Source organism: Actinoplanes sp. NPDC048967, assembly GCF_040649415.1.
Lineage (GTDB): Bacteria > Actinomycetota > Actinomycetes > Mycobacteriales > Micromonosporaceae > Actinoplanes.
On record NZ_JBEZFL010000004.1, the window covers coordinates 52,454 to 78,347 of the forward strand.

Sequence of the window (25,894 nt, forward strand, 5' to 3'; positions counted from 1 at the left end):
GGAGTTCTCAAACGTCGTTGCCGCCGGCCGGGGCCGGAGCGGAGGAGCACGGGCGGCAGGAGTCGAACCCGCAACGCACGGTTTTGGAGGCCGTTGCTCTACCGATTGAGCTACACCCGTAGGGATACGAAAAAGCCGCCCGACCCGGCAGGGTGGGCGGCGGCTGTGCCGAGAGCGCTAGCCGCGCCGCCTGCCCGATTCCTGGTTGCCGTGGCTGCCTTCACTGACTGCGCTGAGCCACCCGGTCAGAGCGACGGCAGCCTCGCGGCACGGCGTGAGCCGGTGCGCGGTGTTCGACGGCTGCCACAACATCTCGGTCTCCTGACCATCTCGGTGCGTCTCGGTGGTGATCCATACGGTAGGCCCGCCTCCGCCGGGCGGACAACCGATTAACCGGCCTCAGGTGTCGATCTTGTCGATGCCCGGGGTGACGGCCGCCGGCCGGTCGCTCCCCGTGGTCCGCGCGGCCGGCCGGTCACTCACCGTGGCCCGCGCGGCCGGCCGCTCACTCACCGTGGCCAGCGCCGCCGGCGGCATCCGATCCACGTCCCCGGCGTCTCCCTCGTCGGCGATCGTGCGGTAGGTCAGCGACGCCGCGCGCAGTGCGGCCAGCACGGCGGCGAGCGGGTGCAGCACCAGCCGCACCCCCGACCCGGCCAGCTCCGCGCCGGTCAAGCGCCCACGGCCACGCGCGGTCTCGGATCGGTTCACAGCCAGCGGTACGGCGGGAAGCGCAGCTCGCAATCGACCGAGATCGTCCGCTTCGGAGATGTCCTCCGGCAGAACCGCGTCCGCCCCCGCGCCCGCGTACGCCCGGCACCGTTCGATCGTGTCGGCGAGCCCGCGGCCGCGTACCCGGGCGACCAGCACGATGCCGGGCACCTGCGCGACCAGCGCCGCGATCCGGTCGGCCGACCGGCCGGCGTCCTGGCCGTCGGCGAGGACGAGCCCGCTGATGCCGGCCCGCTGGTAGGACAGCGCGGTCCACACCGCGTCGTTGCGGCTGTCGTAGCCGATGTCCGCGTCGGCCAGCAGGGGCACGCCTTCGAGGGCCTGGATCAGGGTCGTGGCCCGGTCGGCGATCTGCGTGGCCGGGGTGTAGCCGAGGTCGGGCCGGCCCAGCATGGTGGCCGCGATCGCCGGCCCGGACAGGTGCACGGCCCGGTGCCCGGCCCGGACGGCGAGCGCGGCACTGGCCGGATCCCAGACGCCCGGTACGTGCGTGAGGTGGTCGGCCGCGAGCATGGCGCGCAGGTCGGCGGCGGTCATGAGCGGGGCACCGCGACGTCGGTCATGTCGCCGATCATGACGGGTTCATCGGCAACTCGCGATCCCCGGAACGGTGTTAGCGTCGATCCGTGACCGAGCTGAGCATGCGTGTGGCCCGACTGCACGGCGCCGGGGACGTCCGGTTGCACTCCGAGGACCGTCCCGCGCCGGGGAGCGCCGACGCGCGGTTCGTCGAGGTGACCTCGGTCGGGGTCTGCGGCTCCGACCTGCACTGGTTCACCGAGGGCGGGATCGGCGACGCGGTGCTGGCCCGGCCGCTGGTGCTCGGCCACGAGATGGCGGGCGTGATCCGGGGCGGACCGGACGACGGCCGGCGGGTCGCGATCGATCCGGCGATCCCGTGCGGCGGCTGCGAGCCCTGCCGGGAGGGGTACGGCAATCTGTGCCCCGACGTCGTCTTCGCCGGGCACGGCTCCTGCGACGGCGGCCTGCGGCAGTTCCTGACCTGGCCGGCCGACCGCCTGCACCCGCTGCCGGACAGCCTCTCCGACGACGACGGTGCCCTGCTCGAACCGCTGGGTGTCGCGCTGCACGCCCTGGACCTCGCGCATCTGCGGATGGCGTCGACGGTGGCGGTCGTCGGCTGCGGACCGATCGGCCTGCTGCTGGTGCAGCTGGCTCGCCGGCACGGCGCTACCCGGGTCCTTGCCGCCGAGCCGTTGCCGCACCGGATGGCCGTCGCCACGTCGTTCGGCGCGGAGCCGGCCGAGGAGCCCGGTGCAGCGGACGTGGTTTTCGAGGTCTCCGGGTCCGAGGCGGCCGTGGACGCGGCGCTGCGGCTCGCCAAGCCCGGCGCCCGCGTCGTGCTGGTCGGCATTCCCGACGGCGACCGCACCTCGTTCAGCGCCGGGCTGGCCCGCCGCAAGGGGCTGACGCTGGTCATGGCCCGCCGGATGGGCGAGGTCTACCCGCGGGCGATCGACCTGGCCGCGCGGGGCCTCGTCGACCTGACGCCGATCGTCTCGGACGTGTTCCCGCTGAGTGCGGTCACCACGGCCCTGAGCACCGCTGCCGCCCGTACCGGATTGAAGGTTCTGATCCATCCGAACGCCGCCGGTCAGAACGCCGCCGAGCTGACCGAGGCCACCGGGTCGGCGGCGACCACGTCGTAGCGGTTCTGGGCGGCCGACCAGCCGTCCGGGGTCAGCGCGCCGCCGGCCTTGACCTTGCGGGGCTTCTTGCCCTCGACAGTGGCGGTCCTGGCGCCGCCGCGCAGGCGGAGCCGGACCGGGGTGCCGGCCGCGGTGCGCACGACCAGCTCGCCGACCGGGCCGCTGACCGAGATGGCTACGGTGCCCTTCGGCTCGGGCAGTTGCAGGACGAGCTGGGTGGTGCCGCCGACGATCTCGATGCCCGCCACGACGCCCGTGCGCAGGTCGATGGTCTGCTCGGCCGAGCCGCCGGCCAGCTTCAGGGTCCACGCCACCTTGGTGTTGAGCTGGAGCTCGGCGCCCACCGTGCCGGGCTCGGTGGTCGGGGTCAGTTCGAGCCGCGAGCCCTGCTTGCTCTCGGTCAGGCTCGGCACCGCGCTGCGGTCCGTCGTCGCGATGTCGAACAGGTTCTCGCCGAGGTCCGCGCCGCGGACGCGCAGCACCGCCGAGGCCCCGGCCACCTCCAGGCGCCGCGCCCGCACCGAGCCGAGCGGCGTGGTGATCCGATGGGCGGCGTCCGGCCACGGCTGCTCGAGGGTGCTCGGCACCGGCCCGGATGGTGTCGGTATGCCCGGTGGGAGCGGCTCGACCTGGGCGCCGGCCGCGGGCCGGTAGACCGGGTCGAACGCGGCCGTCTGTCCGAGCACGACCCCGATGGTCAGCGCCACGATCGCCACGGTGAAGACCCACAGCCGCCAGGGCCGCCGCGGCCGTTCCTGGTAGACGATCACCGCCCGGGCGACCACCATCGGCGGCGGCAGCCGGGGCGGCGAGGCGGTGACGAGCGGCAGGGCCTGCGTCGGCTCGGTCACGGCGGCCCGCGGTTCGAACCAGTCCCGGGTGTCGGGCGCGTCCGGGGACGGTCCGGACCGCGGCGGCTCCTTGCCATGTCTGCCGTTCACCGTGGCGCCTCCGCTCGCCGGATCCCTGCATCCGGCCCTGACAGTGATACGGATCTCAGGCCGTTTCGGATCGACGACTGTGAGCGCGGCTCAGAAAAGATCAGCGGTCAGGCCGGTTCGGTGGGAGTCAGCAGGCCCTCGTAGTACGGCTTCATGGCCGGGTAGTAGTCGTCGAAGCTCGGGACGGGCAGGCCGTCCCGGGCCGCCACCAGCAGGTCGAGGTAGTACTCCCAGCCGGGACCCATCTCGCCGGTCTCGGCGACGGTGTCGAGGCGATGCACGAGCCGCAGCTCGGTCCGGCCCTCGCTGTGCGACAGCAGCAGCTCGATCTGCCGGTTGGTGGACTGCTCGGTCATCGACACCGCCAGCCGGCGTGGCGGCTCGCACGCGTCGATCCGGACGTCGAACCAGGGCGCCTGCTCCTCGAAAGCCATCTGCACCTTGATCGTGTTGCCGGGGGCGGCATCGCCTGTCCAGGCGCCGAACCAGCGGGCGGTGCGGTCGGACTCGGTCACGCTGGCCCACACGTCCTCGATCGAGGCGCGGAACGTACGGCTGACCACAAGATCGCCGCCGGCGCCGGTGGGGAAGAGCCGGCCGGTGGGTGAGCTGATCATGCCGTGTTCTCCTGTCGTCGGTCGGTCGGGCCGCCTCGGCGGCGCTCGCGACGGGTGCGGTAGACCTCGGTCTCCAGGGCGTCGAAGCGGCGCTCCCAGCCGGTGGCCGCGGTGAACTGATCGAGCCACTCGATCAGCTCGCCGAGCCGCGACGGGTCGAGCTCGTAGAGCCGCCGGCGGCCGACGAGCGTGTCGCGGACCAGCCCGCTCTCCCGCAGCACCCGCAGGTGCCGGCTCACGGCGGGCCGGCTGATGGCGAACCGGTCGGCGATCTCCCCCGCGGGCAGACTCCGCTCCCGCAACATCACCAGAATGTCGCGACGCACCGGATCGGCGATCGCCGCCGCCACCTCGTCCACCGCGGAAGCGTAACGAGTGTGTTACGCGTTTGGCAAGGATCGTCTCGAAGTCGGCCGGCTTGCCCGGCTGCTGGACGCCGCCACGTCATCGGGTCGGCGGGCGGGCCGGACATAGCCAAGAAGCTGCCCGAAACCGGCTTCGACGTTGATCGAGTGGGCGGGCGGGTGGCTGCGGGACGGGTCATCGCGTACCGAAGAGACCGTGGTGCCCGGGCCGGAGCAGCCGGAGCGGACACTCCCGTCACCGTGGGGTGAGCGCCGCCTCGATCGATTTGATCACCGGTGCCCAGGCGTCCATGACGTCGTCGAGCTGACGCTGGCCCTTGATGGCCTTGCCGCTGTACCGGTACGCCTCCCACTCGGCCCGGAGGAAGACGATCTCGTCGTCGATGCGCACGACCCTGGCGGCGACGAGCGCGTGGAGCGCGACATTGAACTCCGAGGTGGCGAACGGCTGCCGGCCCTGGAACTTCTTGATGAAGACACCGCGTTCCCCCGAGTGCCCGTGGCTCCGGGTGAGGTTCATCAGCTTGTTGAGGAAGCGGATCACCTTCTGGTTCGGTGTCTCCTCGTCCGCGAGTTCCAGGCGGTACTCGTACCAGGGGTAGCGGATCTTGATCGTCGGTGACACCCGCAGTTCCAGTTCGCTGCCCGGCGGCAGTTGGGTCGAGGTCTGTGGCAGCTGCAACGACTCGAGAGCCTCGATCACGACGGACGGCTCCTCGTCTCCGGCGACGTCCAGGTCGGGCCGGCGCGCGAACTCCAGCGCCGGCCCTTCGAACCGGACGGCGTTCGCGCGGACGAAGAGGTCCGGGCCGAGCACGGTCCCCTGAGGTTTGCCCGGGACGACGACCGTGCCCCGGCTCCGGATCGACAACTCGGCCAGCGGGCCCAGGATCTGCAGGACGTCGGTGGTGCCGGTCGACAGCTCGAACTTGGTGACGCGGACGCCTTCCCGGCCCCGCTTCATCGCGAACACGCCCTCGTAGGTGAGCCCGTCGATCTGGTTGATGCTGGTGCTGGTCATCGATTCCGTCCATTCGGAAGCGATGATCGAGGCGTGCAGCGCGGCGAACTGCGGTTCGCTGATGATCAGCTGCGACTTGGTGCCCACGAAATCCAGCAGCAACCCGGACGTATCGCCGATCTCGATGAGGCGCGACGCCGAGAACACCGAGCCGTCGAACTCGGTCGACGCGACGTACGCCTCGAACACCGGACTGGCCCACCTGCTCTCCGCGCGGAACGGGTGATCGCCGGCGAACGTGGCGATCCGCTTGACGTACTCCTGGCGTACGGCCGGGTCGGTGATGTATCCGAGAGCGGGTGGTTCCGCCTTCTCCAGGAAGTGGCACAGCCACCCGACCTGCTCCCGCGGGCCGTACACGTCCTTCGCCTCGAGTCCGAGCTCGACCGCCAGGTCTTTGACCTTGGTCTGATCCCGCAGCAGCAGGCCGTCGAGAATGCCCTGCAGAAGATTGATACGCCCCTCCGCCCTCAGCCCCTGATGCTCGAACTGCTGGCGGAGGGCAAGAAAGTTGGGACGTTTGATCAGTGTGGCGGCCACAGCGTCGAGGACCGGCGGATAGCCTGCGAACGTCTCGGCATAGGCGCCCTCGGCGGCGCTGCGCAGGGACGAGATCAGGGCGTCCCGGGCGCCGACATATTCGGCGGAGGAACGGTCCGTGTCGGGATCGCGTTCGGCGACGACCCCGTCGACGTATTCGGTGCTCTGTGCGGGCTCGAAATGCGAGATCTCCCACCAGGCCACGGACAACCCCAGATCACCGAGGGTGGCCCAGAGGTCTTCAAGTGTGCGTTCCCGGCCGAACAGGACGTAGTGCAGCCCGTTGCGGGCAAGCTCTCCGAGTGACTCGATGAAATCGCGCCAGGAGATCCCCGAGACCTGGGCCCGGGCTTCGTCGAGCGAATCGATGACGATGAGCGGCAGTTCTACCTGGTCGAGCCGCGCCACCACGTCATGGCTCTGCAGATACTGACTGAGCGCCAGTTGCAGCGAGGCCGCCCCGACGGCCTTGGCCAGATCCAGGCGCCACAGCGGCGCCTGCAGCCGGCTGGCCAGTTCCTTGGCGGCCATGCTCTTACCGGCAGCACCGCGCGCCGATACGAGGGTGATCTCCGGATCGGCGTGCGCGTCCTTTTCCAGCAGAATCGGAGGCACGAAGAAGTGGCCGGGTTCCAGCGCCGGAATCGCGAAGCTCGCGGACTGGTTGCCCGGCAGCGCAGACGTCCGGAAACCGCCACAGAAAGCGTCGAAGTCTCGCGTCGAGTCGGGACTCAATCCAGACTCCTCACCATCACGATTGGTCGCCGTCGTCGAGCACGCGGCGCTCAATCATCGCAGCGCCGGCGAGGTCCACCCAGGTCCGAGCGGGGAATTCAGCCCTTCGGGGACCGCGGCCGCCATCCAGGGCGGGCCCGGAACAACCGACCTGAGTGCGACCGGGTTTCGCCCTCGGGCCTCAACGGCCGGTTCTGGTCGCCAGGGTCAGCGTCACGATGAGGACAGCAAGGCAGCAGCCCGCTATCACGACGGCGACGGATCGGGTGGTGAGGTAGAGCGTGCCGACTCCGGCGAGACAGGTGTCTGTCACGATGACGACGGTTCGTTGTCGAGCGGATCCCCGGTCGGTCCGCGCAATCGGACGGTCGGACGTCGAGCGCCTCCGCGGTGCGTCGCCGTTCATGCCAGGAAGAAGGACTGCCGGGCCCGATCGTGCAAGCCCGTCGCCGGCTGACGGGTCACGCGTCAGGTTTTGCACGCGGCCGGACCGCTCTCCCTCTACAGGACAGCGAAAGGGGTTTCGAACCTATGGTCTTGAGCCCAGACGGGTTTGACGAGTTCGTCCGCCGATCAACCGCACGCCTTGTCCTGTTCCTGATCAAAATTGGCGCGAGCAGGGAAGAAGCCGAGGACAGCATCCAGGAGGCCATGGCGAAGGCCTGCCTCAAATGGCAGGAGATCGACCACCCGGAAGCGTGGGTGCGAGTCGTGGCGGAACGGGCCTACATCGCGGAAGCAGAACGTGCCAGGGCCGCACCGGCCAAGGCGGTGCGCGGCGGTTGGCTCGCCGACGGAATCCGGACCGATCCGGATCTCGTCGAGTTCGACGAGGAGCAGCGCCGGGTTCTCGCCCTGATCCGCCGCCTGCCTTACGAGCAGCGCAGGGCCATGGCCTGGTATTACGACGGATTCGACGTCAGCGAGATCGCCGCTCACGTCGGTAAGCCGGAAGCGACGGTCCGATCTCATCTCAGACACGCCCGCAACCGGCTGCGGCGAGAACTCAGTTCGGACAAGGTCGCCGTCCCCGGCCCGGTGACGGCCAAGGAAGGGATGAATTGAACCTGCGAGAGTCTGTTGACGACTACGCCGAGCTCGACACTCAGCTCCAGCGCGCCGACTCGGCTGCCTTGGCCACGCTGGAACGCCTTCTCGACGTCGAATCCATTTTGGCGATCGCGAAGGCCGCGGCGGCAGAGAAAGGTGCCGCCTCGGAGCAGCGTGGTAACCAACCGGCATAGTGAGACGGTGCCGAACCTGGACTTCTATGCCGCGGACGAGGATTGGCCTGTCGTGCTTGCAGCCGTGTTCGATTCCGGGCTGCGGGTCTTCGAGTTCAACTCCGAGCCCGACCACGAGCTGCGGGAGTTCCGGACCTTCGCCGACCTCCCCTCTGGTGCGTGGCACTTGGCGTTGTTCGTCGACGGTTCCGGACCGAGCCAGTGCGCCGGCGGATCACCTGTCTGCCAGGCGGGTCCGGGGCCGCGACGTTCCGCTACACCTGCGAAGGGTGGGGTCTCATCCAGCTCACCTATGGCGGCCTTTCCGGCACCCAGGGACTGCAGTGGAGTCACACCAACCACAACACGGAGAAACGTGCCTCGGCGTGGGCCGCGGCCGTACCGGAGCTCGGGGATCCCGGCGCCTGGCTGTGGGCCGCCGTCACCAGGGCTTCCGGCCGGCTCAACCGGGTCATCCGCCGGATGGCCGTCGACACGATCGGTTCGCGGCCGGTCCTGCCGCACGCCGCCCGCGTCATCGCGGAGGGCGACCTGCGATACGTCCACGGCACAGGCATCCATGCGGCACCGCTCTCAACGCTGGGCGCCTGATCCGGGAGCTCCACCAAGGGCGTTCCCCGATGTGATCGTTGCCGTCGCTGCGACAGGCTCCGTCTGGGGATCCTCACGGGGAGGTCGGGATGACGCGCATGCTCCAGTCGCTGGTCACTGTCGCTGCGGCGCTGGCGGTGATTGCCGCGCCGGCCGCCGTCGCTGCCGGGCCGCCCGGCCCTGATCGGGCCGATCTGCAGCTGCGGCTTGATGATGTCGTGGCCGCCGGCGCCGTGGGCGCTTTCGCGGAGGTACGGGATCAGCACCGCACCTGGCGCAGCACCAGCGGCGTGGCCGAAGTGGGCACCACCCGCCCGGTCCCGGTCAACGGCCGGTTCCGGGCCGGCAGCATCACCAAGACGTTCCTCGCCACCGTCGTTCTGCAACTCGTCGCTGAGGGCCGGCTGCGGCTGGACGATCCGGTGGAGGCGTGGCTGCCCGGGATCGTTCCCGACGGCGATCGCATCACCGTGCGCCACCTGCTCAACCACACCAGCGGCTTGTTCGACCATCTGCGTACGTTGCGGTTGCCGCCTCGGCCGGAGTTCCTCGATGACCGGTGGCGGACCCGGACCGCGGCCGAGATGGTGCGGCAGGCGCTGGCCCATCCGGTCACGTTCGAGCCGCCGGGTTCTGCTTTCGCGTACTCGAACACCGGGTACCTGCTGCTCGGCCAGATCGTCGAGGAGGTGACCGGCCGGCCGTACGGCCGGGAGATCGAGCGCCGGGTGATCCGGCCGCTGCGGTTGCGGGGCACCTCCGTACCGGGCGCTTCGCCGTGGATCCGTGGTCCGCATCCGCACGGCTACGTGCCGATCGAGCGGGACGGCGTGACACGGCTGGTCGACTACACCGAGTCCAACCCGTCGGTGCTGAACGCCGGCGGTGAGATCATCTCCACGACGCGGGATCTCAACCGGTTCTTCGCCGCCCTGCTTCGGGGACGGCTGCTGCCCGATCACCTGCTCGACGCGATGAAGACGCAGGGTGCCGAGGGCGCGCGGACGTACGGGCTCGGTCTGTCCTGGCGGACGACCGCCTGCGGCGTCCAGGTGTACGGCAATGACGGCGACGCCCTGGCCTACCAGGCCTGGTCCTTCTCCACGCCGGACGGTCGCCGTCAGGTGACGGTCGCGGTCACGCCGGGCCTCAACCGGGACCTGGACGACGTCGTCGAGGCCTTCGTCGACCACGCCATCTGCGGCGCCTCGTCCATCGGCTGATGGCTCGACACCTGCTCGCCCCGGGACGTGGCAGACCGCATCCGGAGCACCGACCCGTCCTCGGCCTTCGCGCAGTTCGAGCGTTCCGCCGCGGACCGGGGTGCGGAGCTGGTCGATGCCGGTGACAGTCAGCCGGCGTCCAGCACCTCGCGCAGCTTCGCCGCGAACTCCTCCGGTTTGCCCGCGTAGCCGAACTCGCCGCCCATGAAGCCACCGTGATGGCTCGGGAAGACCGTGGCCTCCTGGCCCAGCAGCGCCGCGACGCCCAGCGCCGTACGCCCCGTGTACACCCCGGCGGATTCCTCCCCCACCGCGACCACGATCCGGGTCGGGGCGGCGGTCAACGCCGCCGCGTCCGGGCGGTAGTCGCTGATCGCCCACGAGTTCTTCGACAGCAGCGGGTCGTCGCGGGTGCCGTCGTCGTCGGTGGACATGCCGAACATCGCCGGGTCGGGCGCGGGCCGGGCGAAGTAGGCGTCGGTGAACTCGCCCTGCCACGACGTCATCGCGATGAACGCGGCCATGCCCGCGCCGTTGCCCTTGGCCTGGTAGGCCTCGTGGAAGCCGGCCCGGGCCCGTTCGGCGGCCGCGGCGTCGGGGAGCACCGCATTGATCGGCGGCTCGTGCGCGACCAGGGTGGCGACGTCGCCGGGGTACGCCGCGACCAGCTCCAGCCCGGTGACCGCGCCCCCGCTGCTGGCGAACACGTCGACCGGGCCGGCGCCCAGCGCCTCGATCAGCAGATGCAGGTCCGCCGCCTGCTGCCGCGGAGTGTGGTCCGAGCGTCCGTCCTTGCGGGTGCTGCGGCCCAGGCCGCGCGGGTCGTAGGTGACGACCGTACGGTCGGTGAAGTGGCCGGAGAGGGCGTTGAAGCCCTCCGCCGTCATCGGCTGGCCGATCATGAGCAGCGCGGGCCGGCCGCCGGCCGGTGGCAGCGGACCGCGGACGTCGTAGACCAGGTCGGCGCCCGGCACGGCCAGAGTGTGGGTCTGTGTCTGCGTCATCCGGCGACAATACGGCCGCCGGGGACTCCCAGGTGGGCCACCTGTGGATCAGTCCGCCGTCCACAGCCGGAGTTTGTCGGGGTTGAGGACGGCCCAGATGTGCGTGATCCGGGCGCCCGCGATGTCGAACGCCATCACCGACACGGTGCCGCCGGTCAGCCGCACCACCAGGCCGGGACGGCCGTTGACCGTACGTTCCAGGACGATCATGCCGGGCATCGCACCGGCCCGACCGGCGAAGAACCGCGCGACCTGCTCGGCGCCCCGCACCGGCTCGAGCGCGGCGCGGACCCGTCCCCCGCCGTCGCCGATCGCGGTGGCGTCCGGCGCGAGCAGGTCGATCAGGGCGTTGATGTCAGCGGTCGCCCAGGCGTGCTTGAAGGCGCGGACGAGGCCGGCCTGCTGGGCCGTCGGCGGCGCCGGCGCGGATGCGGCGGGCAGGCGCCGGCGGGCCGACGAGGCCAGCTGGCGGCACGCCGCCGGCGTCCGGCCGACGATCTCGGCCACCTCGGCGAAGGAGTAGCGGAAGACGTCGTGCAGGATGAACGCGACCCGCTCGGCCGGGGTCATCGACTCGAGCACGACCAGGAAGGCCATGCTGATCGACTCGTCGAGGGTGACCTGGTCGCCCGGATCGGCCGTCGCCGCGCCGGGCCGCCCGCCGAGCCCCGTACGGTCGGGCAGCGGTTCCGGGATCCACTCGCCCACATAGCGTTCCCGCCGCGAGCGCGCGGAACGCAGCTGGTCGAGGCAGATGCGCCCGGCCACTCGGGTCAGCCAGGCGCCCGGTGACCCGATCGTCTCCTGCTGCGCGGCCGGCATGGCGTACCAGCGGGCGTAGGTCTCCTGCACCACGTCCTCGGCGTCGGCCAGTGAGCCCAGCAACCGGTACGCGAGATTGATCAGCTGCCGTCGTTCGCTCATGGTTGCGCCGGCCTCCTCGATCGTCGCGTCCTCCCCCGGGTCCGACGAGACACCGCGCCGGATTGTGAGGCCGGCGGGCCACCTCACATTCTGCGGTGCTCTGTCGTCGTACCACTGCACCCCGACGCTCATCCGACCGGGAGAGACGAATCCATGGAATCCGTGAACGCCGCGATCGTGTACTACAGCGCCACCGGCACCGTGCACGCGCTGGCGCAGGCCGCCGCCGAAGGGGCGGCGAAAGCCGGCGCTCAGGTCCGGCTGCGCCGGATCGCCGAGTCGGCCCCGCCGCAGGCGATCGACGCGAATCCGGCCTGGGGCCGGCATCTGCGGGACACCACCGGCCTGACCGAGGCGAGCCTCGACGACCTGGCCTGGGCCGACGTGGTGCTGATGGGCACTCCGACCCGCTTCGGCACCGTGTCCGCCCAGCTCAAGGCCTTCATCGACAGCACCGGCCCACTGTGGGCGCAGGGCGGCCTGGCCGGCAAGGTCTACTCGGCCTTCACCGCCTCCAACACCGCCCACGGCGGCCAGGAGTCCACCCTGCTGGCGCTGGGCAACGTGTTCCACCACTGGGGCGGCATCATCGTGCCGCCCGGCTACACCGACCCGATCCAGTTCCGGTCGGGCAACCCGTACGGCACCTCGCACGTCGCGGGCGACGGCCCGCCCGGTGACATAGCCTTGCAGGCAGCCCGGCACCAGGCCCTCCGTGCGGTCGAGACCGCCGCCTCGCTGAAGGCCGGCGCAGGCAGGAGGAGCACATGCGCGCCCGACGCATCATGACCAACCTTCCCGTGCCCGACATCGAGGCGGCGAAGGACTTCTACACCGGCTTCCTCGGCCTGAGCACCGAGGAGTTCAACATGGGCTGGGTGGCCCGCTACACCTCACCCGACGGCGGCGCGAACGTGCAGCTGGTGACCGGTGACGCCACCGCACCCGAGAATTCGGTGATCTCCGTGCTCACCGACGACGTCGACGGGGCCTACGAGGAGGCGCAGCGGCTGGGCTACGAGATCGTGCACCCGCTGACCACGGAGTCGTGGGGTGTACGCCGCTTCTTCGTCCGGGCGCCGGACGGCAACGTGCTCAACATCGTGGCCCATCGGGACTGATCCGGTTGCGTGCCGGCGCGACCAGTGGGTAGAGATGCACCATGAAGACGGTCGTGCGTGCAGCAGTCGCCGGTGGCCTGGCGCTCGTCCTGGCCGCGTGCTCCTCCGACCAGCCGGCGGCCACGCCCGCCGGCGCCGCGCCCCGCGCGACCGTGCCGGTGTCGTCGGCGCCGGCCTCCGCGCAGGTTCCGGCGCTGGTCAGCACGACCGTACGCCCGCTCGCCGGCACCGGCTCGGCGCCGTTCGACCAGAGCCGGTCCCTGCAGGCCCCGCCCGGCTGGGCCGTCACCGTCTGGGCCCGGGTGCCCAGCGCCCGGCTGCTGGCCTGGACGCCGGACGGCCGGCTGCTGGTCTCGCGGCCCAAGTCCGGTGATGTCGTCGAGCTGGTCCCGAGCCCGGGCGACGCCGCGCCGGTGCAGCGCACCCTGGTCAACGGGCTGAACCAGCCGCACGGGCTGGCCTTCGCCGGCAACACGCTGTACGTGGCCGAGAGCGACCAGGTGGACGCCTTCACCTACGCCGCCGGCGCGGTGTCGGGCCGGCGGGTCGTGATCGACAATCTGCCCGACGCGAAGAGCCCCGACCTGGGCGGCGCCTACGCGCACGCACTCAAGAGCGTGGCGATCGGCCAGGACGGCACCCTCTACGTCTCGGTCGGCTCGACCGGCAACGTGTCGGCCGAGGACCGGGACGCGACCCCCGAGCGGGCGTCCATCCTGGGGGCCCCGGCGAGCGGCGGAACGCCCACAGTCTTCGCGCGCGGGGTGCGTAACGGCACCGGACTGGCGGTCGACCCCGACGGCGCGGTGTGGACGGCGGTCAACAACCGGGACAACATCGCATACCCGTACGACCGGGACTACGACGGGGACGGCGACTCCGACGAGGGCCGGGTCATCCAGGACTACGTGAACGACCACCCGTTCGAGCCGCTGGCCCGGCTGACGCAGGGACGTGACCTCGGGTGGCCGTACTGCAATCCGGAGCCCGACCTGGAGCCCGGGGCCAAGGACTCGCCGCTGAGCTACACCCGGCGACCGTTCGTGCGCGACATCCAGAACAACCCGGGCGGCACAAAGCTCGACTGCGCCGCGCTGCCCTCGGTCGAGCAGGGCATGGGCGCCCACTCGGCGCCGCTGGGACTGAGCTTCGCCACGGCGCCGGGCCTGGCCGGAGAGTACGGACCGGGTGCCCTGGCCGGCATCCACGGCTCCTGGAACCGCAACCCGCCCCGGCCGCCGGAGGTGTCGTTCTTCGCCTGGCGTGACGGCACGCTGGGCCCGCAGCAGACGCTGCTGACCGGTTTCCAGCTGGAGAACGGCTCACGCTGGGGCCGCCCGGTCATGGCGGTGCAGGGTCCGGACCGGGCCCTGTACGTGAGCGACGACCTCGCCGGGGCCATCTACCGCGTGACCGCAGGCTGAGCTCGGGCGACCGGTCAGTGGCGGAACTTGTCGGAGACCATTCGTAGCTGCTGCGACAGCTGGGACAGCTCGACCGCCGCCGCTTCCGTCTGGGTGGCTGCCTCGTGGGTCAACGTGGTCGTGCCGGCCACCCGGCCGATCGAGTCCGATACGCCGGCAGCCGACGTCACCGCCGCCGCGATGCTCGACACGATCTGCCCGGTCGCGGTCGTCTGGGCCTCCACCGCCGTGGAGATCGAGCGTTGCAGCTCGTCGATGCGGTCGATCACCTCGCTGATCCGGGTGATCGCCTCGAACGCCCCCGCCGTGTCCGTCTGCATCGCCGTCACCTTGGCCGCGATGTCGCCCGTGGCCGACGCCGTCTCCCGGGACAGGTCCTTCACCTCGCCGGCCACCACGGCGAAGCCCTTGCCCTGTTCGCCGGCGCGGGCCGCCTCGATCGTCGCGTTCAGGGCCAGCAGGTTGGTCTGCTCCGCGATGGCGGTGATGATGCTGACCACCGCGGACACCTCCTCGCTGGAGCTGCGCAGCCGGTCGATGGTGCGGTTCGTGGTGACGGCCAGCTCGACCGCTTCCTTGGCCACCGTGTCGGCCTCGGTCACGGCCGTGGTGATGTCCTGGATCGAGCTCTCCAGGCCGCGGGCCGCCGCCGTCGTCTCCTCGACGCTCGAGGTCACCAGGCCGATGTCGCGGCTCGCCTCGGCCGCTTCCGACGATGCCGTACCGGCGCCCTGGGACAGCTGGCGGCTGGTCGCCGTCAGTTCCTCGGAGGCGGCGGCCACCGAGCCCGCGTTGCCGCCGATCTCGATCAGGGCCTGGCGCAGCGAGCCGACGATCGCGTTCAGGCTGCCGCCGAGCTGCGCCAGTTCGTCGCCGCCGGGCAGGGTGGCGTCCACCGTGAGGTCGTAGGCCGCGATCGACCGGGCCGCCGACAGGCAGTGGTCCATCCGGCGGGCGATCCGGCGGGCCAGCAACAGCGCCGCGCCGCCCAGCACCATCGCCGCCAGCAGACCGGTGATCAGGGTGAGGAGCTTCGCGCTGGTCGCCACCGAGTTGGCCTCGTCGTAGGACTGCTTCACCCGCAGCGTGATCGCCGCCTTCAGCGCGTCCAGGGTCTGCGCCGCCTTCGCGTCCACCTCGTCGTACGCGGGCCGGGCGGCCAGCGCCCCGGAGCGGGTCGGGTCCGAGGCGACCCGGCTGGCCAGGGTCACCATCCGCTGCCCGGAGGCGATCAGCTGGTCCAGCACCGGCAGCGCGCCGTCGGCCTGGGCCCGCAGCTGGGGCACGTAGCGGATCACGTCGTCGATGCCGGCCCGGGCCTGCGCCACGTTCTCGCCCAGGCGGTCCAGTACCGTCTGGCGTTCGGTGGCGTTGTTGGTGACCAGCGCGGCCAGCACGTTGCCCCGGAACAGGGCCCGGGCCAGGTCGGCGGACTGGACGGCCTGCAGGGCGGCGGCCGAGTTCCGCGCGGTGGCCTGCTGGGCGGCGATGGCGGATGTGCCGCGGTAGCCGATCGCGCCGGCCACGATGACCAGGATGAAGCCGGCCACGGCCAGGGCGGCGATCTGACGCCGGATGGTGAACGTCACGGAGGACCTCCTCACCGCCAGATTATCCGAAATACCCTCATACCGGGCATCTTCTCGCTCAGGCGGTCGGGACCCCGGCCGAACAGACCTTCAGGCGTGTCCAGGAGGTCTCATGAGAATCGTTCCCCTGCTGCTGAGCGTCGCGGTGACCCTCACGACGGCGGCCGGCTGCGCGGATTCCGAGCCGGAGATCGGCCGGCCGGTGGACCGGCTCGCCGAGGCCCGGGCCGCCCTGCCGGAATCGATCAGGCAGTCGGGTGTGCTCATCGGCGGCACCGATCCCACCTTCGAGCCGATGACCTTCATGCAGGGCCCGACCTTCGCCGGGCTTGATGTCGGACTCGGCGAGGCCATCGCCCAGCGCCTCGGGCTCAGGGTCGAGTGGCGCAACGTCGGCTTCGGCGACCTGCTCGACCAGGTCGAGACCCACAAGATCGACTTCTCCATGTCGTCGATGTTCGACCGCGCGGAACGGCAGAAGAAGGCCGACTTCGTCAACTACCTCAACGCCGGCACGTCCATCGTGGTCGCGAAGGGCGTCGGCGACATCGGCGGCATGCCCGGGCTGTGCGGGCGCAAGGTGGCCGCCCAGCCGGAGACCGTCTTCGTCGAGATGGCCGAGGCGCAGAAGAAGGCCTGCGGGGCGAAGAAGCTCACCGTCGTCCTGTCCGACACACCGTCGGCTTTCGTGCGCGACGGCAAGGCCCAGGCCGCGCTCAACGACTTCCCGATCGCCGCCCTCGACGTCGAGAAGATGCCGGCCCTCGAGCTCTCCGGACCCCAGATCGAGGCCATCCCGTACGGGATCGGCATCGCCAAGGACCGCAAGGAGCTGGCCACCGCCGTGCAGACCGCCCTGTACGCGCTCATCAACGACGGCTCCTACGACGAGCTGCTGGCCAAGTGGAAGGTCAAGGAGGGCGCCCTGCGTACGGGGGCCATCAACGGCGGCGCGTGACCCCTCCAGCGTCATCGGACAAAGTGAATGTTTCTCGCACTCACCTTGACAGACATCGACGTCGAGCACAGTCTTTGCTGACGTTCGCGCTGCTGGAGCGAGTCCAGCGTGAGTCAAGCGGGTGCCCCCATGCCTCTTTTCCCCCTCCGCCGCCGACCCCTCGCGTTCGCCCTCGCCGTTCTCCTACCGGCAGTGGCTCTCTCCGTGTCCCCCACCGCGGCCGCCGCCGCGCCGATCACCGCCGCCGCCGACGCCCTCGACGGCACCTGCGCCGCCCTGCAGGTCTATGACGGCTCCCGCGCCCTCGGCTACGTGGTGCGCAGCTCGGCCGGCTACGGCTTCACGGGCTCCGCCTCGGCCGCCACGCCGTTCCGGCTGGAGGCCACCCAGCTGTCCCGCTACGAGCTCTTCGACGCCTCCGGGGCCCCGGCCTACCAGAGCGTCGCGGGCTTCATCCTGGCCGGCGACGCGTACGGCGACCGCGCCGACTACACGGTGACCGTGAGCGGCGACAAGTACCGCTTCACCAACACCGCCACGGGCCAGATCATGGGCTCGTTCCTGTGGAGCCTCGGCGCGGGCGGCAGCTCCCACACGGTCGCCCTCACCTCGGCCTCAGGCTGCTACACCCCGCCCGACGTCGACCCGGGCGTCAGCGGCACCGCCGCGCCGGGCGTGGACAGCAGCGGCAAACTCGTCGGCACCATCGACGCGCACGCGCACATCACCGCCGGCGCCGCGTTCGGCGGGCGGCTGCACTGCGGCGAGGCGTGGGCCCCGGGCGGCGTACGGGACGCCCTCGCGGGTTGCTCCTCACACGCGAGCCTCAACGTGGGCGCGCTGTTCGAAGGCATCATCGGCGGCACCGACGTGGTGAACTCCGCGGAGGACGGCTGGCCCACCTTCGGTGACTGGCCGCAGCACAACTCGCTGCTGCACGAGGCGTCGTACTACCGCAGCATCGAGCGGGCCTGGCGCTCCGGTGAGCGGGTGCTGAACGCGCTACTGGTCGCCAACCGGGTGATCTGCGAGCTGTTCCCGTACCGGGACACGTCCTGCGACGAGATGGATCAGCTGCGCGTGCAGGCCACGTACCTGTCCTCGATGCAGGACTACATCGACGCCCAGCACGGCGGCAAGGGCAAGGGCTGGTTCCGGATCGCCCGGACGCCGGCCGAGGTCCGGGCCATCGCGGCCCAGGGCAAGCTGGCCGTGCTCGTCGGCGTGGAGAATTCCGAGGTCTTCGGCTGCCGCGAGATCAAGGACGTCGCCCAGTGCACCCGGGCCGACATCGACGCCGGCCTCGACGAGCTCCAGGCGATCGGCGTCTCCGGGCTGTACCCGGTGCACAAGTTCGACAACGCGTTCGGCGGCACCCGGTTCGACGCCGGGGTCACCGGGGCGGCGCTGAACGTGGCGAACCTGCTCTCCACCGGCCACTGGTGGACGGCGACCAGCTGCACCGGGCCGTCCGACAACGAGCAGCCGCTGGTCAGCGACGACTTCGCCGAGCTGCTCAAGCTGGGACCGCTCGGCCTGCCGGCGGGCGCGATCCTGCCGGTCTACCCGAGCGGCAAGATCTGCAACACCCGTGGGCTGACCGCGCTGGGCACGTACCTGATCCAGCAGATGATCAGCCGCGGCATGATCATCCACCTCGACCACATGGGGGTGAAGACCGCGCAGGCCGTGCTCGACCTAGTCGACGCGGCCCGCTACCCCGGCGTGACCTCGGTGCACACGTGGGCCGACCGGGCGCTGGTCGACCGGATCGTGGCCCGCGGCGGCTTCGTGGCCTCGTACGCCTTCGCGGCCGACCCGGCCGAGGGTGAGCCCGGCTTCCTGGCCGAGTGGCGTGCCAACAAGGCGCTTCCGCACGGCGCCTCGATCACCGGTTACGGCTTCGGCAGCGACGTCAACGGCCTGGGCCCGCAGGCGCCGCCGCGCGGGACCGACCCGCTGACCTACCCGTTCACCGCGCCCAACGGCACCACGGTGAGCAAGCAGGTCTACGGCTCGCGCACCTTCGACCTCAACACCGACGGCGTGGCCCAGTACGGCCTCTACGCGGACTGGACCACCGACCTCATCCGTCACGCCGGCAGCGACGGACCCCTGCTGCGGCAGCAGCTGATGAGCGGAGCCGAGGCCTACACCCGGATGTGGGAGCAGGCGATCGCGGCGAGTTAGTCGACCGAGCGGATCCGGGTGACCAGGACCGAGCCGAGCACGGTCACCGCGGCGACCACCAGGTAGAGGACCGGGTAGCCGCCGAGGTGGGCCACGATCGGGAAGGCCAGGGCCGGGCCGAGGACCTGCGGCGCCGAGTTGGCGATGTTGATGATGCCGAGGTCCTTGGCCCGGTCCTCGGCCGTCGGGAGCACCTGGGTGATCAGGGCCTGGTCGACGGAGAGGTAGACGCCGAAGCCGAGGCCGAGCACGGCGGCGGCGATCAGGGCGCCGGTCCAGGTCGGCCAGAGGGCGAGCAGTCCGGCCGCGGCTGCCATGACGTAGCCGGACACGATCACCGACGGTTTGCGCCGGCCGCTGCGGTCCGAGACGATGCCGCCGGCCACCACGGTGAGCACCGTCGTGCCGGTGTAGACCAGGATCAGCAGCAGCAGCCCGTCCTCCGGGCTGCTGTGGTGCACCCGGTCGCGCAGGAAGTACAGCAGGTACAGCGTGGCCATGGCGTTGCCGAGCTGCACCAGGAAGCGGGTGGCCCAGGCCCAGGCGAAGTCGGGGTTGGCCCGCGGATCGAAGCGGAAGACGGCTGCCAGGGCGCGGAGGGTCAAGCGCGGGGCGGCGCCGGCCGGGACCGCCGGATCCGGTGTGAGGAGGAGGAACGGCACCACCGTGAGCACGACCAGCGACCCGATCAGGAAGTAGCCGCCGGCCACGAGGGTGACCAGCAGGACGCCGAGGACCACGCCGATCGACTGGGTCAGGCCCACCCAGCCGGAGACCAGGCCGCGCTGCCGCACCGGCGTCCGGTCCGGGACGATCGCGGAGAGCCCGGCCTGCAACGTGTTCAGGCCGGCCTGCGCGACGCACCAGCACAGGGTCAGCCCGATCAGGGTGCGCTGCCCGGAGAGCAGGGCCAGCCCCGCGCAGCCGAGCAGGGCACCGGAGGCTATCCAGGTGTGCCGCCGCCCGGTCCGGGCCGAGGTCGCGTCCGACAGCGCGCCCGCGATCGGTCCGACCAGGACGGCGACCAGCGCACCGGCGCCGGTGATGATGCCCAGCGCGGTGGTCTTGTCGATCCCGTCCAGGTCCTGCGCCTGGTTGGGCAGCAGCACCTGCAGGGGACCGAAGTAGCCCATCCACAGCCCGAGGTTGGCCAGCGACAGCAGGCCGATCCAGCGGGCGCCCACCCGCGCCGGTTCCACCGCCGCGGCGGGCGCGGTCATCTCTGGTCCCGCAGGGCGGCCCGCAGCCAGCCGAAAGAGTCCTTCGGGGTACGGCGCTGAGTGTCGTAGTCGACCCGGACCAGCCCGAACCGCTGCTGGTACCCCTCGGCCCACTCGAAGTTGTCCAGCAGCGACCAGACGAAATACCCGCGTACGTCGACGCCCTCGCCGATCGCCTGGTGGAGCGCGCGCAGATGACCGTCGAGGTAGTCGATGCGGGCGGTGTCGTGGATCCGCCCGTCCGGCGTGACCTCGTCCACCGTGGAACAGCCGCTCTCGGTGATGTAGATCGGCGGGAGCGTGCCGGCGTACCGGTCGTGCAGTCCGGCCAGCAGGTCGCGCAGCCCGCCGGGGACGACCGGCCAGCCGAACGCGGTGGTCGGGACGCCCTCGATCGGCAACATCTCGAACGGCAGCGGCGACCCGTCGGGCGCGGCGGCGACCCGGGTCGGGTTGTAGTAGTTGACACCGAGGGCGTCGAGCGGGGTCGCGATGATCTCCCGGTCCCCGTCCCGGACGCAGGGCGCGCCGTCCAGCAGCGGATTCTCGCCCAGCAGCACCGGGTCCAGGAACAGCCGGTTGTGGAAGCCGTCGTACACCGCCGCGGCGGCCAGGTCCGCCTCCGAGTCGCTCGCGGGCACCACCGGCGTGCAGTTGTTGGTGATCATCACCTCGGCCGCCCCGCCGGCGCGCAGGGCGCGCACCGCGAGACCGTGCCCGAGCAGCTGGTGGTGGGCCACCGGCAGGGCGTCGAACATCAGCTCCCGGCCGGGCGCGTGGGTGCCGAAGGCGTAGCCCTGGGCCATGTGCACGATCGGCTCGTTGAGCGTGATCCAGCGGCCGACCCGGTCACCGAGCCGGTCCGCGACCGCGGCGGCGTACTCGGCGAAGCGGTAGCTGGTCTCGCGGTTCAGCCAGCCGCCGGCGTCCTCCAGGGCCTGGGGCAGGTCCCAGTGGAACAGCGTGGGCACCGCGGCGATGCCCCTCGCCACCAGCTCGTCGACCAGGCGGTCGTAGAAGTCCAGGCCCTTCGGGTTGACCGCGCCGGAACCGTCCGGCTGGACGCGCGGCCAGGCGATCGAGAACCGGTACGCGTCCACGCCGAGCTCGCTGAGCAGCGCCACGTCCTCGGGCCACCGGTGGTAGTGGTCGCAGGCGACGTCGCCGGTGTCGCCGTCGCGGACCCGGCCGGGGGTGTGGGCGAAGGTGTCCCAGATCGACGGGCCGCGCCCGTCCTCGCTGACGGCGCCTTCGATCTGATAGGCCGCGGTGGAGACGCCCCACACGAAGCTCGACGGGAAGCTGGGCAGCGCATCCATGGCCACGACTCCTCGGAAGTGAGAGGAGCTCATATTAGTGACCGCCGGGGCCGTTGGTAAGTCGTCGCCGCGACCGGATTCAGCAGGAGGTCTTGTCCTGGACAACTGCCGCTCATGTCCAGGTCCCTAGCATCTAGCCATGCGCGCAGGACTGTCGACGCTCCCCGACACCGCCGAGGAGCTCGCGTACGAATTGCTGGCCCCGCTGGGCAACCGCTGGCGGCACACCGCGGGGGTCGCCGCGCGGGCCGCCGAGCTCGCCGCGCCCCTGGAGATCGACCGGGACGTGCTCGTCGCGGCCGCCTGGTTGCACGACATCGGCTACGCCGAGCGCACCGTGGTGACCGGCTTCCATCCGCTCGACGGGGCCCGGCACCTCGAACGGCTGGCCTGGCCGGCAGCGATCATCGGCCTGGTGGCGCAACACTCGGGAGCCAGGTTCGTCGCCGCCGTCCGGGGGCTCGCGGAGGAGCTCGCCGCCTATCCGGACGACAGCGGGCTGATCTCGGACGCGCTGACCTACGCCGATCAGACGGTGGGCCCGGACGGCCGGCGGGTGACCGCTGGCCAGCGCCACGACGAGATGCTGCGGCGGCACGGCCCGGCCTCGTGGAACGCGCTGGTGGACCACGTACGGCTGCCGCATCTGCGCGGGGTCACCGAGCGGGTCGAGCACCGGCTGGCGCTGGCGGGAGCACCCGGCCGATAGACGGGGTCCGCTGTTTACCGTCATGTCATCGGCTATTGGGCCGCACCCGGCACCGGCCAGGGCAGGCTGGGGTGGTGAGTACAACAGTCGGCCTGGTGACTGCCGGCCTGGCCGCAGCCTGGGGAGTCGTGGTGGCGCTGCTCGACCACCCCACCGCCGCGAACAAACGGCTCACCGACCGGCTGTGCGCCACATTGCTGGTCGCGTCGGTCGCGGCGGCGGCCGGTGGCGGGCTCGCCAAGGCCACCGGGCTGTGGTGACGGCGGTCCTGGTCAGCTCTCGATGAACTGGAAGTCGCTGACGATGCGGCCGTCCGCGCCGAGCAGCAGGATCCCCAGCCCGACCGCCTTCCAGCGGAACGTCACCAGGTCCCGGAGCCGGTCCGCGTCACCCGCGTTCCTGCCCGCGGACGCGGCCACTAGCAGCGCGCTGAACGAGCTCGTCACATGATGAACGCGCGCAGCGCCGGCTCCAGCTCGAAGCGCAGCCGCGGGTCGCGGATCTGGTCCCCGAACAGCTCGGTCAGCCGGCGCAACCGGTGCCGCACCGTCGGCGGGTGGACGTGCAGGTGGCCGGCCACCTCGGTGGCGTCTGATGGAAACTCAGCCAGGCCAGCAAGGTCTCGGCGAGCAGCCGGCGCTTGTCCTCGCGCAACCCGCCGAGCGGGGCCAGGCGACGCTCGGCGAGCGCGGCCGGCAGCGCCTCGTCCTGGAACACGGCCAGGGTGGCCAGGTGATCGGCGCACCAGATGACGCGCCGGCGCGGGATGCGGCCCTTGGCTGACAGCTCCAGGGCCAGCCGGGCCCAGCGCAGCGACCTGCCGGCGTCCATCGGTTCGACCGGCAGTCCCACCGCCGCGTGGTGCCGGGCCAGGCCGTTGACCACGGCCGGTGGACCGCGGCGGCCAGCGCCCGCTGCGAGGGCGGCGGGTCGGCGATGAGCAGCTCGAGCAGGCACCGCCGGCGGCGGTCGAGCTCCCCGGCCTCGGCCTCCTGCGCCTGCGCGTAGCGCTCGGCCGAGGTCCGGGCCACCTCGTCGATGTCGAAGATCGCCTCGGCCAGCCAGGCCACGACGGCCGGCGGCAGCGCGTGGCGCCCGGCGAAGGCCCGCAGCCGCCGGCTCGCCACCCGCGCCCAGATCCGTACGGCCGCGTGCAGCGACTCCAGGCTGCGGCCCGCCCGCATCTCGTTCGCGCCCACCGCCCGGTAGATCTCGCGCCGGTCCCGGCCCGGCCCACGTGCTGGTCGAGCAGCTCGACGTACCGGCGCCGCGCCAGGTCGACGCCGCGCTGTTGGGCCCGGGCCTCGCGCTCCTGGGACGCCGCGTAACTCGGGGACCTGCTCCCGGAGCTCGCGGACCATCTCGGCCGTCGAGCCCAGCACGTCCGCGTGCAGCGGCGCGACGGTCGCCGCCTCGGTGCTGCCGCCGGCGGCGCGCGGATGCGCACCGCGATGACGGGCGCCTCGTTAGCTTCGGGCCTCCACCAGCCCTCACCCGAAGCAGAGGTGATCCACATGCGCCTTCCCTTCCCGGCGGCCGGGGACGCGTCAGCGTCCTGCTCACCGCTGCGCTGCTCGCCACCGGCGGTGCGGTGATCGCGGCCGGTCCCGCGGCGGCCGCCGCGGCATGCGCGGACGTCGACGTGGTCGTCGCCCGCGGCACCGGTGAGCCCGGCCGGCTGGGGCTCATCGTCGGCGACCCGGTGTTCGCCACGATCCGGCGGCGGGCGGCGGGCGGCGGGCACGACGCTGACCAGCCACCCGGTCGACCATCCGGCCAGCGTCAGCCCGACGTCGCCCACTGCCGGCAACCGGGCCCTGGTCAGCCACGTGTCCGAGCAGGCGCAGGCCTGCCCCGACCAGCGGTTCGTCCTGGTCGGCTACTCGCAGGGCGCCAACGTGGTGGGCAATTCGCTCGGGATCGGCTCCGCGGGCGCGAGTGCCGGCGCGCCGGTCGTGGCCGCCATTCCCGCGGCGGTGCAGCCGCGGGTCGCGGCGTAGCCCCCAGCCGGCGGAGGCGACCGGTCCGGCCCGGTGGCCGGACCCGTCGTCAGCCCGCGAGGATCTTCGCCTCGGTGCGACCGGCGGCGGTGCCGTACTTCTGCACCACGACGAGGTCGAGCCGGCCGTCCCTGTTCCAGTCGAGCACCGACAGGCTGTGCCGCTCGTCCGTGGAGACGCGCGCGGTGATCGGCTTGCCGAGGAGGTTGCGGTATTGCGAGGCGCCGTCCAGCACCTGCAGCACCGTCTTGTCACTCTTGGCCCCGGACTTCCGGGTCACCACGAGGTCGAGATTGAGGTCGCCGTTGAAGTCCGCGACGGTGAAGGTGTGGCGAGCGTCCGTCGGGCCCAGCGGCGTGGGGCTGTCCTGGAGGTAGCGCTGGAGGTTGGCCGCGCCGTCGAGGACCCGGACCTCCGTACGGCCGCTCTTCGTCCCGCACTTCTGGATCACGGCTACGTCCACGCGCCCGTCGGCGTTCCAGTCCGCCACGGCGAACGCGTAGCAGTCGTCGCTCGGGCCGAGCACGGTGGCCGTCTCCTGGAGGTAACGCCGCAGGAACGAGGCGCCGTCGAGGACCCGGACCTCCGTACGGCCGCTCGCGGTGCCGGACTTCTGCGTCACCACCAGGTCCGGGCGGCCGTCGAAATTCCAGTCCGTCATGGCGAAGGTGGTCCGGGCGTCGGTCGGGCCCAGCGGAATGGCCGTGTGCAGCAGCAGGTTCTGGAAGTCGCTGGCGCCGCTCACGATGCGCACCTCGGTGGCGCCGCTGGTCGTGCCGGACTGCTGCAGCACGACGAGATCGGAGCGCCCGTCGCCGTTCCAGTCGGCCAGCAGCACCTGGTGCCGGTCGTCGAACGTGCCGGGCAGCCCGGGCACGGTCTGCAGCAGCGACTTGCTGAAGGGGCCGGACGGCTTCTTCGGCGTGGACTTCTTCGGCGCCTTGGCGGTGCCGGTCGTGGCGCTCGAGCCGGTCGAGCTGGTCCACAGCTGGCCGACGATGAGCCGCGCGTCGTTGGCCTCCGGCCCGTACGCCGCGGGGTAGCGCGAGACCTGCACCCGCTGGCTGATCTGGCCGATGTCGCCGGCCTGCCAGCTGCCGGCCGAATGGGTGCGCAGCATCTTGTCGAGGAACGCGCCGGTGGCGAAGCCGGGGTCGAGCAGCTGCTCGGGGCTGCCCCAGCCCATCGACGGGCGCTGCTGGAACAGGCCGAGGCTGTCGTGGTCGACGGCGAGGGTGTAGTTGTGCAGGGTGCTCTCGGTGATGGCCGTGGTCACCGCGATCACCGCCGCCCGGGCGGGCAGGCCGCGGCCGATCACGTGCCGCACGATCGCCCGGGCGCAGGAGACGTTGTATCCACTCAGAGCCGGGCCGAGCCGCTGGCCGGTCATCGCCGGCCGCAGACGCTGCGCGACGGCCCGGTCGGCCGCGGTGACGCCACCGGGGGCGCACGGCGCCGACGGGATGGCGGCCTTGGCGGCGGCGGGAGCCGCGGTGGCGGCGGCGGGCAGCGACAGCGACGCGGTGACCAGGGCTGCTGCGCACAGCACGCCCGAAAGAGCTGAAAGCCTCACGACACCTTCCCCCGAAGTGCGGATGGGTCGCGGCCACCCATCGAAGTGACCCTAACGAATGAGCCGCCGGATTGCCATCGTCCGAGTGGGACCCGCTGTCGTCGCCGGGCGGCGGCCGGGAACGTGCCGCAAACGATTTCAGCCGCGTGCGGAAACGTCGACGATCATCTATTGACAACGCTCC

29 protein-coding genes and 1 tRNA gene are annotated in these 25,894 nt (G+C 71.6%); 14 read left to right on the forward strand and 16 right to left on the reverse strand.

Annotated elements, in window-relative coordinates:
* Positions 1-47 precede the first annotated feature (47 nt).
* A tRNA-Trp gene (locus tag AB0C12_RS17890) sits at positions 48-120 on the reverse strand.
* Positions 121-399: 279 nt separating this feature from the next.
* Positions 400-1,269: an isocitrate lyase/PEP mutase family protein gene (locus AB0C12_RS17895; RefSeq protein WP_360549178.1), complete on the reverse strand. Its 870-nt coding sequence runs from the start codon at positions 1,267-1,269 to the stop codon at positions 400-402.
* An 89-nt stretch (positions 1,270-1,358) separates the two neighbouring features.
* Between AB0C12_RS17895 and AB0C12_RS17900 the strand changes: the two genes are divergently transcribed.
* Positions 1,359-2,402 (forward strand): alcohol dehydrogenase catalytic domain-containing protein, encoded by a 1,044-nt coding sequence (locus AB0C12_RS17900; protein ID WP_360549180.1) that lies wholly within the window; start codon positions 1,359-1,361, stop codon positions 2,400-2,402.
* Here the strand turns inward: AB0C12_RS17900 and AB0C12_RS17905 are convergent.
* The 5 genes from AB0C12_RS17905 to AB0C12_RS17925 form a co-directional block, all read right to left on the reverse strand.
* Positions 2,348-3,343, reverse strand: coding sequence for a hypothetical protein (locus AB0C12_RS17905; protein WP_360549182.1), 996 nt, complete (start codon positions 3,341-3,343; stop codon positions 2,348-2,350). The genes AB0C12_RS17900 and AB0C12_RS17905 overlap by 55 nt on opposite strands.
* Before the next feature lie 107 nt (positions 3,344-3,450).
* Positions 3,451-3,960, reverse strand: coding sequence for an SRPBCC family protein (locus AB0C12_RS17910; RefSeq protein ID WP_360549184.1), 510 nt, complete (start codon positions 3,958-3,960; stop codon positions 3,451-3,453).
* A complete protein-coding gene (locus AB0C12_RS17915; protein WP_360549186.1) occupies positions 3,957-4,319 on the reverse strand; it encodes a metalloregulator ArsR/SmtB family transcription factor in 363 nt (120 codons plus the stop codon). The genes AB0C12_RS17910 and AB0C12_RS17915 overlap by 4 nt, the downstream gene beginning before the upstream one ends.
* Positions 4,320-4,560: 241 nt before the next feature.
* Positions 4,561-6,621 (reverse strand): hypothetical protein, encoded by a 2,061-nt coding sequence (locus AB0C12_RS17920; RefSeq protein WP_360549188.1) that lies wholly within the window; start codon positions 6,619-6,621, stop codon positions 4,561-4,563.
* Positions 6,622-6,802: 181 nt separating this feature from the next.
* Positions 6,803-6,934 (reverse strand): hypothetical protein, encoded by a 132-nt coding sequence (locus AB0C12_RS17925; protein WP_360549190.1) that lies wholly within the window; start codon positions 6,932-6,934, stop codon positions 6,803-6,805.
* Between the two features lie 224 nt (positions 6,935-7,158).
* Here AB0C12_RS17925 and AB0C12_RS17930 point away from each other — a divergent pair, with 224 nt between their 5' ends.
* From AB0C12_RS17930 to AB0C12_RS17945, 4 genes are all read left to right on the forward strand, one after another.
* Complete coding sequence (locus tag AB0C12_RS17930; RefSeq protein ID WP_360549192.1) at positions 7,159-7,686, forward strand: sigma-70 family RNA polymerase sigma factor; 528 nt, start codon at positions 7,159-7,161, stop codon at positions 7,684-7,686.
* A complete protein-coding gene (locus AB0C12_RS17935) occupies positions 7,683-7,865 on the forward strand; it encodes a hypothetical protein (RefSeq protein WP_360549194.1) in 183 nt (60 codons plus the stop codon). The genes AB0C12_RS17930 and AB0C12_RS17935 overlap by 4 nt, the downstream gene beginning before the upstream one ends.
* A 201-nt stretch (positions 7,866-8,066) precedes the next feature.
* Complete coding sequence (locus AB0C12_RS17940; protein WP_360549196.1) at positions 8,067-8,456, forward strand: hypothetical protein; 390 nt, start codon at positions 8,067-8,069, stop codon at positions 8,454-8,456.
* Between the two features lie 89 nt (positions 8,457-8,545).
* Positions 8,546-9,679, forward strand: coding sequence for a serine hydrolase domain-containing protein (locus tag AB0C12_RS17945; protein ID WP_360549198.1), 1,134 nt, complete (start codon positions 8,546-8,548; stop codon positions 9,677-9,679).
* Positions 9,680-9,807: 128 nt separating this feature from the next.
* Here the strand turns inward: AB0C12_RS17945 and AB0C12_RS17950 are convergent, their stop codons facing one another.
* Both AB0C12_RS17950 and sigJ read right to left on the reverse strand, forming a co-directional pair.
* Entirely contained in the window at positions 9,808-10,683 is an 876-nt protein-coding gene (locus tag AB0C12_RS17950; protein ID WP_360549199.1) for an alpha/beta hydrolase, read from the reverse strand.
* Between the two features lie 48 nt (positions 10,684-10,731).
* Positions 10,732-11,607 carry an RNA polymerase sigma factor SigJ gene (sigJ, locus tag AB0C12_RS17955; protein WP_360549201.1) on the reverse strand — a complete coding sequence of 292 codons (876 nt, stop codon included), beginning with the start codon at positions 11,605-11,607 and terminating at the stop codon, positions 10,732-10,734.
* A 153-nt stretch (positions 11,608-11,760) separates the two neighbouring features.
* Here sigJ and wrbA point away from each other — a divergent pair, with 153 nt between their 5' ends.
* The 3 genes from wrbA to AB0C12_RS17970 are packed head-to-tail and all read left to right on the forward strand — an operon-like array spanning position 11,761 to position 14,152.
* Positions 11,761-12,396 (forward strand): NAD(P)H:quinone oxidoreductase, encoded by a 636-nt coding sequence (gene wrbA / locus AB0C12_RS17960; protein WP_360549202.1) that lies wholly within the window; start codon positions 11,761-11,763, stop codon positions 12,394-12,396.
* The gene (locus AB0C12_RS17965) at positions 12,375-12,728 is read left to right on the forward strand and encodes a VOC family protein (RefSeq protein WP_360549204.1); all 354 of its coding nucleotides are present in this window, start codon (positions 12,375-12,377) and stop codon (positions 12,726-12,728) included. Before wrbA ends, AB0C12_RS17965 begins: the two co-directional genes overlap by 22 nt.
* A gap of 53 nt (positions 12,729-12,781) precedes the next feature.
* The gene (locus AB0C12_RS17970) at positions 12,782-14,152 is read left to right on the forward strand and encodes a gluconolaconase (protein ID WP_360549206.1); all 1,371 of its coding nucleotides are present in this window, start codon (positions 12,782-12,784) and stop codon (positions 14,150-14,152) included.
* A gap of 14 nt (positions 14,153-14,166) precedes the next feature.
* Here AB0C12_RS17970 and AB0C12_RS17975 read toward each other — a convergent pair whose 3' ends face one another.
* Positions 14,167-15,741: a methyl-accepting chemotaxis protein gene (locus tag AB0C12_RS17975; protein ID WP_360549208.1), complete on the reverse strand. Its 1,575-nt coding sequence runs from the start codon at positions 15,739-15,741 to the stop codon at positions 14,167-14,169.
* Between the two features lie 112 nt (positions 15,742-15,853).
* Between AB0C12_RS17975 and AB0C12_RS17980 the strand changes: the two genes are divergently transcribed.
* Both AB0C12_RS17980 and AB0C12_RS17985 read left to right on the forward strand, forming a co-directional pair.
* Positions 15,854-16,699, forward strand: a complete 846-nt coding sequence (locus AB0C12_RS17980) for a transporter substrate-binding domain-containing protein (protein WP_360549210.1) — start codon at positions 15,854-15,856, stop codon at positions 16,697-16,699.
* A 192-nt stretch (positions 16,700-16,891) separates the two neighbouring features.
* Entirely contained in the window at positions 16,892-18,889 is a 1,998-nt protein-coding gene (locus AB0C12_RS17985) for a hypothetical protein (RefSeq protein ID WP_360549212.1), read from the forward strand.
* On the opposite strand, the gene AB0C12_RS17990 is transcribed toward AB0C12_RS17985, so the two are convergent.
* Entirely contained in the window at positions 18,886-20,109 is a 1,224-nt protein-coding gene (locus tag AB0C12_RS17990; protein ID WP_360549214.1) for an MFS transporter, read from the reverse strand. The two genes, AB0C12_RS17985 and AB0C12_RS17990, sit on opposite strands and share 4 nt — an antisense overlap.
* Positions 20,106-21,428 carry a GH1 family beta-glucosidase gene (locus AB0C12_RS17995; RefSeq protein WP_360549216.1) on the reverse strand — a complete coding sequence of 441 codons (1,323 nt, stop codon included), beginning with the start codon at positions 21,426-21,428 and terminating at the stop codon, positions 20,106-20,108. Before AB0C12_RS17995 ends, AB0C12_RS17990 begins: the two co-directional genes overlap by 4 nt.
* A 139-nt stretch (positions 21,429-21,567) precedes the next feature.
* Here AB0C12_RS17995 and AB0C12_RS18000 point away from each other — a divergent pair, with 139 nt between their 5' ends.
* Both AB0C12_RS18000 and AB0C12_RS18005 read left to right on the forward strand, forming a co-directional pair.
* A complete protein-coding gene (locus tag AB0C12_RS18000) occupies positions 21,568-22,137 on the forward strand; it encodes an HDIG domain-containing metalloprotein (RefSeq protein ID WP_360549218.1) in 570 nt (189 codons plus the stop codon).
* 74 nt (positions 22,138-22,211) lie between these two features.
* Positions 22,212-22,397, forward strand: a complete 186-nt coding sequence (locus tag AB0C12_RS18005; RefSeq protein ID WP_360549220.1) for a hypothetical protein — start codon at positions 22,212-22,214, stop codon at positions 22,395-22,397.
* 12 nt (positions 22,398-22,409) lie between these two features.
* Here the strand turns inward: AB0C12_RS18005 and AB0C12_RS18010 are convergent, their stop codons facing one another.
* Genes AB0C12_RS18010 through AB0C12_RS18020 form a run of 3 tightly spaced genes read right to left on the reverse strand, consistent with a single transcriptional unit; the run spans position 22,410 to position 23,022 of the window.
* Positions 22,410-22,583: a hypothetical protein gene (locus AB0C12_RS18010; RefSeq protein WP_360549222.1), complete on the reverse strand. Its 174-nt coding sequence runs from the start codon at positions 22,581-22,583 to the stop codon at positions 22,410-22,412.
* A complete protein-coding gene (locus AB0C12_RS18015) occupies positions 22,580-22,672 on the reverse strand; it encodes a hypothetical protein (protein ID WP_360549224.1) in 93 nt (30 codons plus the stop codon). Before AB0C12_RS18015 ends, AB0C12_RS18010 begins: the two co-directional genes overlap by 4 nt.
* Positions 22,660-23,022: a hypothetical protein gene (locus AB0C12_RS18020; RefSeq protein ID WP_360549226.1), complete on the reverse strand. Its 363-nt coding sequence runs from the start codon at positions 23,020-23,022 to the stop codon at positions 22,660-22,662. Before AB0C12_RS18020 ends, AB0C12_RS18015 begins: the two co-directional genes overlap by 13 nt.
* Positions 23,023-23,175: 153 nt before the next feature.
* On the opposite strand from AB0C12_RS18020, the gene AB0C12_RS18025 reads away from it, so the two are divergent.
* Positions 23,176-23,346: a hypothetical protein gene (locus AB0C12_RS18025; protein ID WP_360549227.1), complete on the forward strand. Its 171-nt coding sequence runs from the start codon at positions 23,176-23,178 to the stop codon at positions 23,344-23,346.
* A 455-nt stretch (positions 23,347-23,801) separates the two neighbouring features.
* Positions 23,802-24,137: a cutinase family protein gene (locus tag AB0C12_RS18030; RefSeq protein ID WP_360549229.1), complete on the forward strand. Its 336-nt coding sequence runs from the start codon at positions 23,802-23,804 to the stop codon at positions 24,135-24,137.
* A 49-nt stretch (positions 24,138-24,186) separates the two neighbouring features.
* Here the strand turns inward: AB0C12_RS18030 and AB0C12_RS18035 are convergent, their stop codons facing one another.
* Positions 24,187-25,710: a VCBS repeat-containing protein gene (locus AB0C12_RS18035; protein WP_360549231.1), complete on the reverse strand. Its 1,524-nt coding sequence runs from the start codon at positions 25,708-25,710 to the stop codon at positions 24,187-24,189.
* Between the last annotated feature and the right edge of the window lie 184 nt (positions 25,711-25,894).